Origin of the sequence: Leptospira sp. B5-022, from assembly GCF_000347035.1 — a bacterium.
GTDB lineage: Bacteria > Spirochaetota > Leptospiria > Leptospirales > Leptospiraceae > Leptospira_B > Leptospira_B cinconiae.
Map to the genome: position 1 here is coordinate 1 of NZ_ANIJ01000011.1, position 13216 is coordinate 13216.

At 34.4% G+C, this 13216-nt stretch carries 13 protein-coding genes and 2 pseudogenes; 12 read left to right on the forward strand and 3 right to left on the reverse strand.

The features are described from left to right. Positions 1-679, reverse strand: a pseudogene (locus LEP1GSC192_RS20020) (transposase); the annotation flags it as partial. Positions 680-804: 125 nt separating this feature from the next. Between LEP1GSC192_RS20020 and LEP1GSC192_RS04240 the strand changes: the two are divergent. The 8 genes from LEP1GSC192_RS04240 (at position 805) to LEP1GSC192_RS04280 (ending at position 9478) form a co-directional block, all read left to right on the forward strand. Then, the gene (locus LEP1GSC192_RS04240; RefSeq protein WP_020768703.1) at positions 805-1383 is read left to right on the forward strand and encodes a hypothetical protein; all 579 of its coding nucleotides are present in this window, start codon (positions 805-807) and stop codon (positions 1381-1383) included. Further along, positions 1384-2694 carry a hypothetical protein gene (locus LEP1GSC192_RS04245; protein ID WP_020768724.1) on the forward strand — a complete coding sequence of 437 codons (1311 nt, stop codon included), beginning with the start codon at positions 1384-1386 and terminating at the stop codon, positions 2692-2694. 135 nt (positions 2695-2829) lie between these two features. Further along, positions 2830-3921 (forward strand): hypothetical protein, encoded by a 1092-nt coding sequence (locus LEP1GSC192_RS04250; protein WP_020768716.1) that lies wholly within the window; start codon positions 2830-2832, stop codon positions 3919-3921. 32 nt (positions 3922-3953) lie between these two features. After that, a complete protein-coding gene (locus LEP1GSC192_RS04255) occupies positions 3954-5402 on the forward strand; it encodes an LA2681 family HEPN domain-containing protein (RefSeq protein WP_020768728.1) in 1449 nt (482 codons plus the stop codon). A 92-nt stretch (positions 5403-5494) separates the two neighbouring features. After that, a complete protein-coding gene (locus tag LEP1GSC192_RS04260) occupies positions 5495-6961 on the forward strand; it encodes a caspase family protein (protein ID WP_020768714.1) in 1467 nt (488 codons plus the stop codon). 364 nt (positions 6962-7325) lie between these two features. After that, positions 7326-8222 (forward strand): SH3 domain-containing protein, encoded by an 897-nt coding sequence (locus LEP1GSC192_RS04270; RefSeq protein WP_157186889.1) that lies wholly within the window; start codon positions 7326-7328, stop codon positions 8220-8222. Positions 8223-8337: 115 nt separating this feature from the next. After that, a complete protein-coding gene (locus tag LEP1GSC192_RS04275; protein ID WP_020768729.1) occupies positions 8338-8574 on the forward strand; it encodes a hypothetical protein in 237 nt (78 codons plus the stop codon). A 169-nt stretch (positions 8575-8743) separates the two neighbouring features. Beyond that, the gene (locus tag LEP1GSC192_RS04280) at positions 8744-9478 is read left to right on the forward strand and encodes a DUF5131 family protein (RefSeq protein ID WP_020768737.1); all 735 of its coding nucleotides are present in this window, start codon (positions 8744-8746) and stop codon (positions 9476-9478) included. 334 nt (positions 9479-9812) lie between these two features. Here LEP1GSC192_RS04280 and LEP1GSC192_RS04285 read toward each other — a convergent pair whose 3' ends face one another. Beyond that, positions 9813-10031, reverse strand: a complete 219-nt coding sequence (locus LEP1GSC192_RS04285; protein WP_036089038.1) for a helix-turn-helix domain-containing protein — start codon at positions 10029-10031, stop codon at positions 9813-9815. 178 nt (positions 10032-10209) lie between these two features. Here LEP1GSC192_RS04285 and LEP1GSC192_RS04290 point away from each other — a divergent pair, with 178 nt between their 5' ends. Further along, complete coding sequence (locus tag LEP1GSC192_RS04290) at positions 10210-10581, forward strand: TIGR04452 family lipoprotein (RefSeq protein WP_036089020.1); 372 nt, start codon at positions 10210-10212, stop codon at positions 10579-10581. A gap of 58 nt (positions 10582-10639) precedes the next feature. Then, the gene (locus tag LEP1GSC192_RS19240; RefSeq protein ID WP_020768734.1) at positions 10640-11680 is read left to right on the forward strand and encodes a hypothetical protein; all 1041 of its coding nucleotides are present in this window, start codon (positions 10640-10642) and stop codon (positions 11678-11680) included. A 191-nt stretch (positions 11681-11871) separates the two neighbouring features. Here LEP1GSC192_RS19240 and LEP1GSC192_RS20130 read toward each other — a convergent pair whose 3' ends face one another. Continuing rightward, positions 11872-12003 (reverse strand): hypothetical protein, encoded by a 132-nt coding sequence (locus LEP1GSC192_RS20130; RefSeq protein ID WP_255349069.1) that lies wholly within the window; start codon positions 12001-12003, stop codon positions 11872-11874. 35 nt (positions 12004-12038) lie between these two features. On the opposite strand from LEP1GSC192_RS20130, the pseudogene LEP1GSC192_RS20180 reads away from it, so the two are divergent. Further along, positions 12039-12296: pseudogene (locus tag LEP1GSC192_RS20180) on the forward strand (DUF2085 domain-containing protein); the annotation flags it as partial. 142 nt (positions 12297-12438) lie between these two features. Continuing rightward, positions 12439-13215, forward strand: a complete 777-nt coding sequence (locus tag LEP1GSC192_RS04305; RefSeq protein ID WP_020768719.1) for a DUF932 domain-containing protein — start codon at positions 12439-12441, stop codon at positions 13213-13215. Position 13216 lies beyond the last annotated feature (1 nt).

Sequence of the window (13216 nt, forward strand, 5' to 3'; positions counted from 1 at the left end):
TGTCTACGCATACGTAGGGCCGTTTTGCCATGATCTTGCTAATGTCTCTATTCTCATTTGGTGGTAGTAGGAAGTCCTTGAACTGATCGTTTAGAGCATCATAGGTTAGCTTTTTATACTTTGGTAATTGATCGGAAGCGAAGAGTTGGAATCTTCTCTTGAGTAAGCTGGCTGCATTATATCCTATCTTTAGTCTCTTACTTAGTTCTGTTGCTGTTACTACCTTTGGGTATTGAATTAGAGATTCATAAAGGATGTATCCGAACATCCAAATTGGTAGTTTGAAGTGATGAAGGGGAGTGTAACTTAGTCTTGATGTTAGATGTCTACATTGAGGACATCTAATTAGATCTGTTCTTGTTGAGATTTCTTTATCTAAGATTCTGCCGTTACATTCAGGAGTAGGGCAGTGCTTTGGGTAGAAGTCATTGAGTATCTTCTTGGTTATCTCTGTGAAGTAGACAGTGTTGAGTGCTGGGTTGTAGTGTTTAGGGAGGGGAGTTCGGAAGAGATTTCTATTTTCTGTTTTTCTAATGAATGGAGCGGTTCTGGATTGGAGGAAAGGTGGTCCTCGGTTCGGATTACGTGTGTTAAATATTCCGAATTCAAGCCAAGGTCGAGTAGGGGTGAAGGATTGTCCGGGAGATCGAATTTCTGTGTATTTTAGGGCTGATTGCATACGTATTACTTTTTTGTTTTTTAAGGAAGCAAAACGTTAGACACATAGAAAAAGAAAGTAAAAAATTGAATTTTGTGGAATAGTATATAAGGCACTCATGAATTCAAATAAAATAGGAGTTAAGAATGAAACAATACGAACTGCTAGAGTATATTCGAAAATTAATTCTTACAAAAATTAAAGTAATAGGAGATATTCTTTCTGATAAGTTTACATATGCTGAATTAATAGATTCGATTCCTGAGAGGGCGCGTGACGAATTGAAAAAATATATTCCGGCTTTGGTTGATATGAGGAGAGTCGACTCATTTTCTAATAATTTAGAGTTTAGGCTAACAATATTTGGTTTGGGGGAAGGTATTCAATATGAATCATTTCCGGTGTTTCTTTTTAAGATAATGAAATGTAATTTCGAGAAAGGAATACGTGTATATAAAAGCAGGGAAATTGCTAATGATGCTAGATCATTCACACTTTTAATTGATTCAAACTCTTATTCTTCCTTTGAAGAATCTTTTTTAAACAAGAAAGAAGAGTTCATAAGGGATGCCCTTTCACCTCCGGTTTATTCTGTCATCTATCAAGATCACCTTGAGGGGGCATTTTTTACTGAATTTGGCTTTGCGGGGTTCTTAACTCCAGATACATTATACTTACGTATAACAGATTTGGATAGTTTATTGCGAAGCATTAAGAAGAGTTAGATGGCAAACACTCAAAAAGAAATAATATTTGATCCGAAAGATTTTATTAATCCTCCATATTGGAATTGCCCAAAATGCCAAGCTCATGGTTCCTTTGGGGTTTTATCTATTGGCGTTCTTTCTTACCGTAGAAGATGTAAGTCTTGCTTATTTTCGGAAACGTATTCTTTACCTCAATTAAATAAAAAAGTTATTTATCTGGATCAGATGGCAGTCAGTGAAATGATGAAAGCTTTAAACTCAGGAAATAAAGCAAATAAAGAAGGCAAAGTCGATCCATATTGGAAGATCCTTTTCGAAAAATTAGAAACATTATCAAAACTGCAATTAATTGTTTGTCCTGACTCAGAATTTCATAACCGTGAATCTACATTGTCTGGATTTAAAGAAGATTTAGAAAAGATGTATAAATTACTATCCGGTGGCATTCACTTTCGTATGAAAAACCAAATAACGGAATCTCAGTTATTTTTTCATTTTGAGCAATGGCTATCTGGAAACGATAATCCAGATTTTCACTTTAATGCTGCTGATGTTGTGGACGGAGAATATAATAAATGGGATGAAAAGATATTCATTACTGTTACACTTCCTATTCAAGACGAGCATGTAAAGTTACTTAGAGACTCGAGAGACGAGACGTCTCAGCAGCTATGGGCATTAGCGGATTATTGGAAATCCCAAGGCGAAAGAAAATTGAATGATTTTTATGAAACTGAATGGTCTTCATTCGGTAAGACTCATTTAGAACGATATTATCAGAATTATAGAAGATTACAAGAAATTGAAAATTTGCCAGAAGCGAAGGGTTCATTTGAAGATTATCTGCCTAATGAATCCGTAACGCTTATAAATAAACTAATTTTGATACTGAAATTGAAGGGATGGGATGAAACACGGGCCACTCAAAAGGTTATTGAATATTTAAACTCGCCTAGCTTGAAGAATATTCCCTTTTTGAAAATTTCCTCTTTCTTATATGCTACGCTTGCAAGGAAGTTTTCCTCGGGTGGTCGGAATAAACCGCCAGGACAAGGAACTATTACTGACTTTAATATTATTTCGACTTATATTCCTTATTGCGATGCTATGTTTATAGATAACGAATGCCATTCATATTTGCAAGAAAATCCCTTAAAAGTAGAGGTGCAGAATATGGCGAAAACATTTTCGAAAAATAATCGAGAGGAATTTTTAGTGTATCTTGATCAAATTAAATCGGAAATTCCCGTTGAGCATTATGAGAAAGTTAAGGAAGTTTATGGTGAAGGTTGGGAACATCCATATTTTGAAATATTTGAAAAGAACTAAGCGGCACTACGTGTGACCTGTTATTTGTTCGAATAACTTGAATAGGTAGGATAAATTTCGATCGTTCAAAAATTATGAAATAATAATTGTAGGTTTTAGTTTAATATATCCATTTCATTTGCGGATAAAATAATAATGCTTAATAACTTGTTAAAGAAAATATTTAATTGTGCCACAAAGAAAAATAGAGAGCTCTTGGATTCAAAGGAAAAAGTGTTAAATGAAATTTATAGCAAATTTCGGAAAATGAATGCTGAAAATAAAAAGAATTTAGTAAAGGTTCAGAATATATTTTCAAGAAGAGATGTCCAAGTTAAAATCGAATATTACTCAATTCAATCTTTTCTAATTATTGAGGGTATAAAAATATTTTATGATAATGACAAAATCGCTTTCTTCCCTTTTGAGAACGCATCGTTCTACCAGAAAAACCCATCCGGAATAAAAAAAGCGCGTGATGAATTCCTTAAGATTGGTTGGTTTTTTCCAGCATATATAGTTGCGAATCCGTTAAAGGTTTTGGCAGCAGAATTGAAATCTCAATCAATAGACTCTAAGATGACAATTTTAGAGTCTATCTTGCTAAGTTTATATAATCTTGAATATTTATCTCGTATGTATTCTGAGCGATACGCCAAGGTAGCCTACGTTAGCTACAGAAAAGAAATAATATTAGAATCTATTGAAGCATTTAGTCTTGGTTTGAATCATTGTGCGATAACGACACTGATCCCTGTAATTGAAGGAACAATTCGCGATATAGCGGATTTGAATGGGGAAAAGTCGGTTGATGTCGCCGTTAATAAATTACTTGGGATATTGAGGGATTATAAGAAGAAAATTAAAACTGAAAGTTTTTTAAAAGATTTTGATTATTTTCCACCTGAATTTAAGGCTGATGGCTTCTTTGATGATTTTCATGAGCAGTTTCAGCTTCTGGAAGGGCTAATTAGATACATGAATGAATTTTTGTATAAAGATTCTCAATTAGTAGATGATATAGGGAATTTGAATCGACACAGTATTTTGCATGGCTTTTTTAAAACTTATGATTATCCATTTAATTTTGTCAGATTAATCTCCATTCTCGATTTGCTTGTATTCGTAATAATGTTGAAAACCAATTTTTCTTCAAATTTGCCGCCAGACCAAACAGAAAAGTCAATAGCCCTGTTCGACCATTTAGAAAGACTTTCAAGTATCGAATTGAAGAATACGCGCCATTAACTTACTTTTAAATGAAATCGTATAAGATTGAAATGAAAATAAATCAAAAGCTCGAATTAGCCGAAGAAACTTTTAGTTCAGGAAATCCTAACGAAGCTTTGAGAATCACTTTAGAATACCTTGACGATTCCGATGAACAATCTATACTTCCGGATGATATTTTTTCTGATTATAAGGCCGGTTGCCTATTAGTAGATATAGGTGCCCAGTTTCATGACATTGATGTAATAAAACAAGGTCTTCAGATTGTTGAATCAAATCGATATGAGGGACATGTTTCAAATACTTCTATACAATATAATTTGGGAAACGCTAAAAAGGCATTGTTTGATGCTGCTAGATATAAAATCGATGATCGATACAATGCTGAATTACTGAGACTGGCTATTGAAGCTAAAAATCATTATTTAAGGTGCTTAAACTTTAAGGAAAATATTCCACAAGATTTTAAATATCGAGTATTGGTTAATACCGCAAATGCTCTGGATGTATGTGGACGACCAAGCGAAGCTCTCTTTTTCTACAATCAGGCGCTCGCAATAAATGCGAAAGGGTTTGAGGCTCATGCTAGTAAATCAACTGCTCTTCAATGGTTAAATACACTAAGTTCAATATATACTCCGCAAATGCTCTTAGTAACTAAGTACCATGTGAAGAAAGCGCTAAGTTTAGCACCTCCATATTATAATGTCGATGAATTACAAAATAGATTGCTTAGTGTTGATATTGCTTTATCAAAATTGAACGTAGAAAAATCGGATATTGGAACCAAACATAGATTAAAATATCAGAATAGTGATAAGCAAACGAAGAATAATTTCTTTATTAACAATAATCTGTATCTTTCCGAACATAGCTGTTATTGTTCTTGTGACGATGCATCAAATGATGAAATATTAGGTAAAAAATTTATTCCAAACCGACCTGGGTTAAACCGAAAAGTGATTTTACTTAGATTGATTCGTAGAATAATAAACGAATATATTTATGCCAGAGAATTACTAGTTAAGGGCTTACAAACTATCAATGAAAATCATTCTGAAATAGAAGAGTCTATAAGAGCATCCTACAGAATTTGCTATGGAACTTTAGATAAAATCGCAAGACTTATTGTAATTTCGGAAATGGGGGAGTTGGAAATTAAGGATAACTTGATATTTGAGTCTTTTTGGAGAAATAGGCCTAATATTAGGGATAAAGCAGTGACCTCTGAAAGCTATAATCTATTCGCATTGTATTCGATAGCGACAGATTTACAAGTAAATGAAGGTGAACTTAGATTTTTCAAGGAATGGAGAAATGCTTTTGAGCATTCGTTAATTATAATAACAAACTCTGAGTCTATAAATATAAATCAAAGTAGAATACTTACCATTTCAAAAACTGAACTATTGGAAAATTTATTGAAATTACTTCGCATTGTTAGGTCGGCTATTTTTAGTGCCGCTTTCTTACTCAAGGAGGATTGTGATTTGGATTAAAATGGAACATTAGACGAATTGAGAATAAAAGTATATTGGCATATAATAATTATATAAGAAACAAATACAATTTTGAGGCGATGGAAAATATCATGGATTTTTCTTTATGTATCGGTTTAGATAAATATATCAGTTTAAGGCCCCCTACACCATATGCAGAAAATGATGCCAATGGATTTCATGAAATAATGGAGAATATATTTAAAATCGAAAACGCTCAAAGTCTTATTGGAAATAATGCCACATTAAGAACAATACAAAGGGCTATTAAGCAGATTTCTTCAAAAATAGAAGACTCTGATCGCTTTATTTTCTTTTATGCAGGGCACGGTACTAATTTTTCTGGAGTTCCACATTTGAGCGCTTATGACTCAGATGATGAAGAAGAATCATGGATTTCTCTCTATACTATATTTGAAGAAATAAATTCCAAATGCAAACGTAGTTTGTATTTTGTAGATGCCTGTGAAAGTACTTTAGCATTAGGAGCAAGGAAGACTAAAATAGATAAATTTAAATTGGATCAACTCATAGAAAGAACTTCTGAATCAGAGTATTGTTGTGTTTTCTCAGCTACATCTCATAAAGGTGTGGCAGATATTATACCGGATGAGAAGCATGGAATTTTTTCTCATTACTTATTGAAAGCATTTACTGGAAAGGTGTCCGAAGTTATAAGAGAAGGGAAATATATAACGAACAATTCACTTAAGGACTATTTATCAGATTCTGTTAAAAAGTATTGTAAAACGAATCCAAATTCAATGCATTTACAAACTCCCTTTGGTTGGGGAAAGGATCAGGGCGAAATTATAATTCATGAATTTAATAGCAATAATGGTCCAATTGCTTATTCAGAAATTTCTGAGAAAGATTCAAATAGAATTGCATTTATAGCTAAAAAAGAAATTAAAATACGGGATCTTTCAGGATTTAAGAAAGGGATACATTCAATTCCGAAATTTTATACTGCGTCCGTTGAAAGATTTATAAATTCGATATCTAAAACCGAAATTCATGAGAATGTTGAACAAGTAGCTCAATCGTTGAAGAACCTTTTTGATCTTAGGAATAAAGATTTTAAGGTCGACATTGATAATGGCGGGGGTTCTGGTCGTTTCGAATGCCCTTATTGCTTTTACGATTGCTATATAGAGATTGATGAAGACAATCTGGACGCCTTAATTCTTACGATGCGTCTTCAGCCAATAGACTTAAGTAAGATTTATGAAGTTGCCGACGAATTAGATGATAGTTTTCCACATTGGTTCGATTTTTTAATGTATGATTTGCCGAAGAGAATTGATATTGAAGATTTAATTGATAAAATTGAAGACTCACCAAAATTAAAGGAAAAGTTGAATCTTACTTATCCAAGTGATAATTCATATTTAACTATTTATATGAAAGATGGAGAGCGTGAAATTACAATACGGTCTAATGAAATTGAAATCTATTTTCATGCTACGGAAAACGTTCCTTCTATGATTGATGGGCTTAAGGATCTTGCAAATAAAGTAGCGGAAATATCCGGAAACGTAAATAAGATATTAGAATAGAAAATAGTAGAATTATTAACCATTGCCCGAATGATGCATGTTCAAAATTAGCATCTTTGTGAGCATGAAATGTTCAGATTTTATGCTAAATATAAAGTCGTGATATATTTCAGTCGAACCTTTAAGAGATGTAATTTCATTATTTAATACAACGCTTTCTTACGGGCTCTTTTCTTTGGTGGATGATTACTAAGCTTTTCCAAATCAAATGGCTCCATCGGATTAATCTTTAGCTTTCTGCATATCTTGTGGATTGTTCGCAGATTGATAAATGTTAAATAAGTCGAAATGTCTTCCTTTGATAAACGTTCTTTGATGTTTCCGTCGATTGTAAAGATCATAAATTGAATTCCATTTATTTCTCATGTATTTATTGAAAGATCATTATTTGCTTTTCTCGCAGTTTTTCATTAAGAAAAATCCTTGTTTCTTTAAATTAAGATTATACTTTGCGGAAATGATATTACGGTTATTATTTTTTCTCATTTTCTTAGTTACTTGTTTACCGGACAAAAAGAATTCCAATGTTCTTTATGTGAACAGCTTAAACGGCATCGTGCTTAGAGAAAAACCGAGCGTCGATTCTGAAAAATTGAAGGTAATAAACTATTCAACCCCCGTATTTATATTGGAAGAGAGCCAGTCGGAAATGAAAATAGCTGGTAAATCGGGTAAATGGCTTAAAGTCAAATATGCTCCAATTGGATATCCAGACATTGAGCCGGTAAACAATGAATTTACTGGATGGGTTTTCTCTGCGTTTTTAACGAATGAAGCGGATATTCAGCAGGCTTTGACTAATAAATTCGAAGTAATAAATGGATGTTATAAAATTAATCGAACGAATTTCCCGAAAGATTTTAAATCCGGACTGATCGGAAATTGCACTGGTGAAGAATACCGTGGTGTTGATAATGGCTGCCTGGATCTTAAGCTATATCCGGATCATGGTGTAGGATTGCATGAAACCGATTGGACCTCGCGTTATGGATCCTGGCAGATTGAAGGAAACAGTATCAAAATTGAGACAGGACACGAAACGACTGATCAAGGCAGTAGGGCTATTTGTGAACAAAGATGCAGAGATCAAAAACTTTCTCGTTCTAAATTAGAAGAATGTGAACAAGAATGTTGGTTAGTAAAAAGATTTTACGAAATAACTTTAACTGAAAATGGAGAAGTATATGTGGCAGGTGGTTCTGGCGATATGGGATGTATGAGGCCTCTTCCGTGGCTTCGGGAAGAGGGTAAGTCAAAATAAAGGATCCCTTTCTGATTTCTTGCATCATATGATACAGTTTAGAGTTTAGTATTTCCCAACATTAAACTTTGTAAACTGGAGTAATCTACAGACCTAGCATTTTGTTTAGAAGAATTTGTTATCTCGGATCGGTTCCGGGAACGATAAAAAGATCGTGGTCAGCGATCATTACGATGTAGCCGTCGTATGCGATGCCGAACAGATAATTTACTCTCAGTTTGATCGACAAAATCAGTCGAAAATTGACTGTTTGCCAGGCTCAATAGAGAACGCGGGGATCAATGTTCTAATCGTAAATGTATTGGAAGGAACGATGCCTGCTTTCAATAATAGAAAAATAAAATACCATTAAATATTATTCTACTTCTTAAGTTGAAATGCCGAGAAGACCGAGATGAGTTTCTTTCTTTAGATTATTCACATGTATTAAATTGATTGTATTTACTAGTTGCATAATTATTATTAACTTATTATAATATCATGCAATTTTACTTTATGATAAAGGACATTAGAGGAATATTATGGCAGGCAATTCTAAGATAGAATGGACTGAGGCTACTTGGAATCCAGTTACAGGTTGTACGAAGGTTAGCCTTGGTTGTAAAAATTGCTATGCGGAAACGTTAACGAAGAGATTTGAAAAAACATGGGGACCTTTTTCTAATGTGAAATTGCATCCGCAAAGATTACAAATACCTTTAAAAAGAAAACAGCCGACGGTCTATTTTGTAAATTCGATGAGTGATATTTTTCACGAAAAAGTATCCAATGAATTTATCTATGAAATGTTCAAAATTATGAACAACTGTCCAGAGCATACATTTCAAATATTGACAAAACGACCGGAAAGATTATTAGAATTAGATTCTAAGTTAAATTGGACCCCAAATATCTGGATGGGAGTTTCAATTGAAAATAGAATATCCTACAATCGTTTGTATCCATTAAAGCGATGTGGGGCAAAAGTTAAGTTTCTTTCTCTTGAACCTTTGCTAGAAAGTGTCATTGATATTGATATTATTGGAATAGATTGGGTAATAGTCGGTGGTGAATCGGGACTTCGAGCTCGCCCATTGATGGAGGAATGGGTAATTGAAATTAAAACGATTTGCTTTCGAAATAATATCCCGTTTTTCTTTAAGCAATGGGGAGGTAAATGGAAAAAGGAAGGTGGGCGAGAGCTTGGTGGGAGGGAGTATAATCAAATTCCAAATGGTGTATCTTTAAAAAAATATGAGCATGCGCGTTTGGACTAATCCTAAATATTGAATACCCAGTACGTATTTTTAGTTAATAGTCAAACTTACTTTCAGTATGTAACAATTAATTCAGGGCGCTGCTGTGTCTAAAGTTGATTTTCTTTTAATCGACGAGCAATGCGAATTGAAATTTATTCCTACCTATTACTATGATTTTAAAAATATTTCTTTAGAAAAAATGTTTGACAGTTTGGATGGAAATAAAAATTTTAGTCAAAGAAGGGGCTGTAGCTTAACGGAAAAGCGAGGTTCTTAATAAATGCAGGAGTGAAAATTTGTGCATTTATTAAAACCCTGCATGCGGGTTCGAATCCCGTCAGCTCCACATTTCTTATATATCAAAAAGATCCTTTGGCTTCACCTTCAGTCTTTTAGAAATTCGAAATAAGGTATTCACATTCGGATTAGTCCGACCATTTTCAATTTCTTGGATCGTTCTGAAATGAACCGCAAAATCTCCCTCATCCATATCTTCCTGAGTTAATCCGGCAGCTAGTCTAAGTTTTCTGATTCTTTTACCAAGTTTTATTCTAAATTCGTCCGAATCCACACACATTATTATGTGGGTTGAATAAAGAATATACCTACAGTGCGGAATGTGGGTGATTCGAAAAAGGGAAAAACGAGTAAAAATCTTAAATATAGCCCACATTCGAATGTGGGTCTTCTTGACGAAAATAAAGGCCACATTTTAATGTGGGTAAAAATTAGCTTAATTGAGAGTATCTATGTCTCGGATCCCATTAGATGTGAAATTGGTTCTAATTTATTCACTATTTATTTCCTGCAACCTTCTCAACGAAGTCGGGTTAGTCGATGATCGGCAAAAGGGATCTGAGGTAAAGCAGAGGATCCAAGATGCAGTAAATACCTATGTTGCAGTTGCCGCTTCTTATGATCCGTCAGTTCTAACCGCGAGCAATGCTTCATTAAACGCTCAAGCTTCAAGTTTAGCAGGAATAAATTCCGGAGACTACTATCACAAACAAGATGTGGATAATTGTGTCAGTGAGATCCAAACATGGGGATACTTAATTCGATCTCCTGGTTTCATTGCAATGATTCAGTGCCGCTTGAATCCCACTAATCCGATCTATTAGAAAAAAATCCTTTCTTTAATTTACGTTTGAATCTTTGAAGGAAAAAGGATCGGTTTATATGATTAATACATTAAATAAATATAAAATTCTATTTAGAGCTATATTGTTTGTTTCTCTTTCAGGTTGCGCAACTTTAACTCAAAAACATCTTCAAAACCCGTACACCGCTCGCTGTAACCAATTGGGAATAGTTGGAGATTTGGGACTGGAGCATGTTATCACCTTGGATAATGAAAATTCGAGTTTAATTCTGCCGAATAGATTCCAAGAACGAGTTTGGCAGCATGGCTTTACGTATGAAGAGATTGAAATACCTGATTTCTATAATAGAAGTCATTATGAAAAAAATCCGATGGAGTTTGTTTCGATTTGGAATCAGAAAGCTGGAAAAACAAATTTTGTTGAAAAGCAATTTTTAACTCAGATTCCAAAGATTGATTCTTGGGAAAAGGCGAGATATTTTGAAGCGTTATATAAAGCAATTTGCTCTTCTCCTACTAAAACTGAGGAGCTTCCGGATAACCTATTAAATGAAATTGGCATTGTTAAGGAATCATTTGCCGAAGAACAAAAGCAATGGATAAAGACAAATAAGAATTCAGTCAAAGACATCTTAGAATACAACGATAAGGTCCGTGATAGGAGATCGGAACAAATATCACATGAAGCTTTGAATAAGCTATTAGATAACAAAGTTAGAGGATACCTTTCAAAAAAGTATCCATTCACGAAGCCTTACCTTGATTTCAACATTGTTTCGATCGACGGTACGAAAGCGAAAGAAAGTTTTTATAAACTCTTTAGAGCATTAATTTTAGGCAGAAATCCTAATACTGGTTTTAAGGTGGAATTAAAAATTTCTTCCGAGGCTGACAAAATCGTTTGGGATATTGAGAATAATGGAGAAGGAATGATTTTCTATTTCAATCCATTCAAGCAATCAATGGTCGTTCAAAAGGTGCTCTCTCGAAAGGGATTACTCACATCAAATTTGGATATGGAGAGTTCTAACCTTGCTATAAAACAAATTTTTCCCGTGTATTGGAGCATTCCTCAGGACAGCCATTTAGATTTGGATTTTATCGAATCAATAAAATGAAATTTAAGAAAGTGAACGTATAGGAGATAACGAATGGGTAAAGAGGATAAGAATCGGGATAAGGAAGAAATTATTATCGAGACAAAGACCAAAGGATTCGGATTCATAAAGTCTTGTATCGGATTTCTTTGCTTGGGACCTATTGGGATTTTATTCGGGTTTTGCGGAATGGGAAAAAGCAAGACTCGTATTTATAAAAAGTAATATGCAACATTCGAGTTTTTGGACTGTAATAGAGGGTCTACTTCTTCGGAGAATGGATTCTCTTCGAAAGTCACTTTCTTATCTCCCGCACTTTTGTCATCAGTGGGAGGAGCGGTCATTTTCATATAAAGGCCATCCTTTTCCAGTCTGTGCCCGATGCACTGGTGTGTATTTCGGCCAATGTGTGTCACTGGGATTATTTACCTCCTTCTGGCCTATTTCTGCTAGTCTTTGGATTTTTTTTGCCTTATTGGTTCCGATGGGAATTGATTGGAGCATCCAGGAATTTCTCGGAATTCAATCTACTAATCTCCGGAGATTCGTTACTGGATTCTTTGGTGGCTTTGGATTCTATGGTATTGGAATGACAATTGTTTATAATGCATTCCTTTTTCTGCGTTCATTGCTTTAGATTTAAATTGATCAAGTAGTCTCTAAATTTACTCAGCTTTATCTAAAAATATAAAAAACAAAATAATAACTCTCGTTCCAGAAAAAACGCTTTCTTATATTACAAATAAATAAAATGAAACTCCTAGTTCTTTGGAGTTTATATGAGTTTTAGTTATGAGGATTTAAAAGAGAGAGCTCCCTCGGTTTTTAAGGATGCCAGTTACGGTAAACCAAGCGAAAGATACTTGCAAATAAAGACTTCGGATGTCCTCTCAAACTTTTTTGACAAAGGGTGGGAGGTGCAGTCCGCTGCTGAAAAGAATGTACGAAAGGAAGATCGTAAGGGATTTCAGAAACACTTAGTCATTCTGAAACATATAGATTATAGGATTGTAGATGAGGGAAATCTAAATGTTGTCATCCGGAATTCTCATGATCAGACAAATGCCTTAGAGATCTTTTATGGTTTTATGAGGGTCGCTTGTGCAAATCAACTCATGGTAAAAGATATTGGTAAGGTCGGGGACCATTCTGTATTTAGGCATTACAAGACAAACCAAGATGCCATTCGGAACAAGATTGAAGAGGTTATCAACGGATTCGAAGGGCTGATAGATGAAATTCGTTTTCTAAAAGCCAAGGAATTGAACTCCGAACAAGTAAACTCGTTTGTAACTAAAGCTGTGGACCTTCGTTTTGGATCGGATTTTGTTTTGGATCGAGAAAGCATTAAAAGGTCAGTATTGCGAGTTCGCCGTCTTGAGGATAACGGATTCGATGCTTGGAGAGTTTTGAACCGAGTCCAGGAGACTTTCGTAAAGGGTATAGGACGATATATGGTTCCTACTATCGGTCTAAAGAAGATTAAAAGCCTAAGTAGTATAGATAGGCTTGTCTCTTTTAATGATGATCTCTGGAAATTGGCTAAGAACATATAAT

Excerpts from the sequence above, each read along its gene's own strand:
- LEP1GSC192_RS04290 (WP_036089020.1), top strand. The coding sequence starts at position 10,210 with ATGTCTCGGATCCCATTAGATGTGAAATTGGTTCTAATTTATTCACTA.
- LEP1GSC192_RS04245 (WP_020768724.1), top strand. The coding sequence starts at position 1,384 with ATGGCAAACACTCAAAAAGAAATAATATTTGATCCGAAAGATTTTATT.
- LEP1GSC192_RS19240 (WP_020768734.1), top strand. The coding sequence starts at position 10,640 with ATGATTAATACATTAAATAAATATAAAATTCTATTTAGAGCTATATTG.
- LEP1GSC192_RS04305 (WP_020768719.1), top strand. The coding sequence starts at position 12,439 with ATGAGTTTTAGTTATGAGGATTTAAAAGAGAGAGCTCCCTCGGTTTTT.
- LEP1GSC192_RS20130 (WP_255349069.1), bottom strand. The coding sequence starts at position 12,003 with ATGACCGCTCCTCCCACTGATGACAAAAGTGCGGGAGATAAGAAAGTG.
- LEP1GSC192_RS04270 (WP_157186889.1), top strand. The coding sequence starts at position 7,326 with ATGTATTTATTGAAAGATCATTATTTGCTTTTCTCGCAGTTTTTCATT.
- LEP1GSC192_RS04260 (WP_020768714.1), top strand. The coding sequence starts at position 5,495 with ATGGATTTTTCTTTATGTATCGGTTTAGATAAATATATCAGTTTAAGG.
- LEP1GSC192_RS04255 (WP_020768728.1), top strand. The coding sequence starts at position 3,954 with ATGAAAATAAATCAAAAGCTCGAATTAGCCGAAGAAACTTTTAGTTCA.
- LEP1GSC192_RS04250 (WP_020768716.1), top strand. The coding sequence starts at position 2,830 with ATGCTTAATAACTTGTTAAAGAAAATATTTAATTGTGCCACAAAGAAA.
- LEP1GSC192_RS04240 (WP_020768703.1), top strand. The coding sequence starts at position 805 with ATGAAACAATACGAACTGCTAGAGTATATTCGAAAATTAATTCTTACA.
- LEP1GSC192_RS04280 (WP_020768737.1), top strand. The coding sequence starts at position 8,744 with ATGGCAGGCAATTCTAAGATAGAATGGACTGAGGCTACTTGGAATCCA.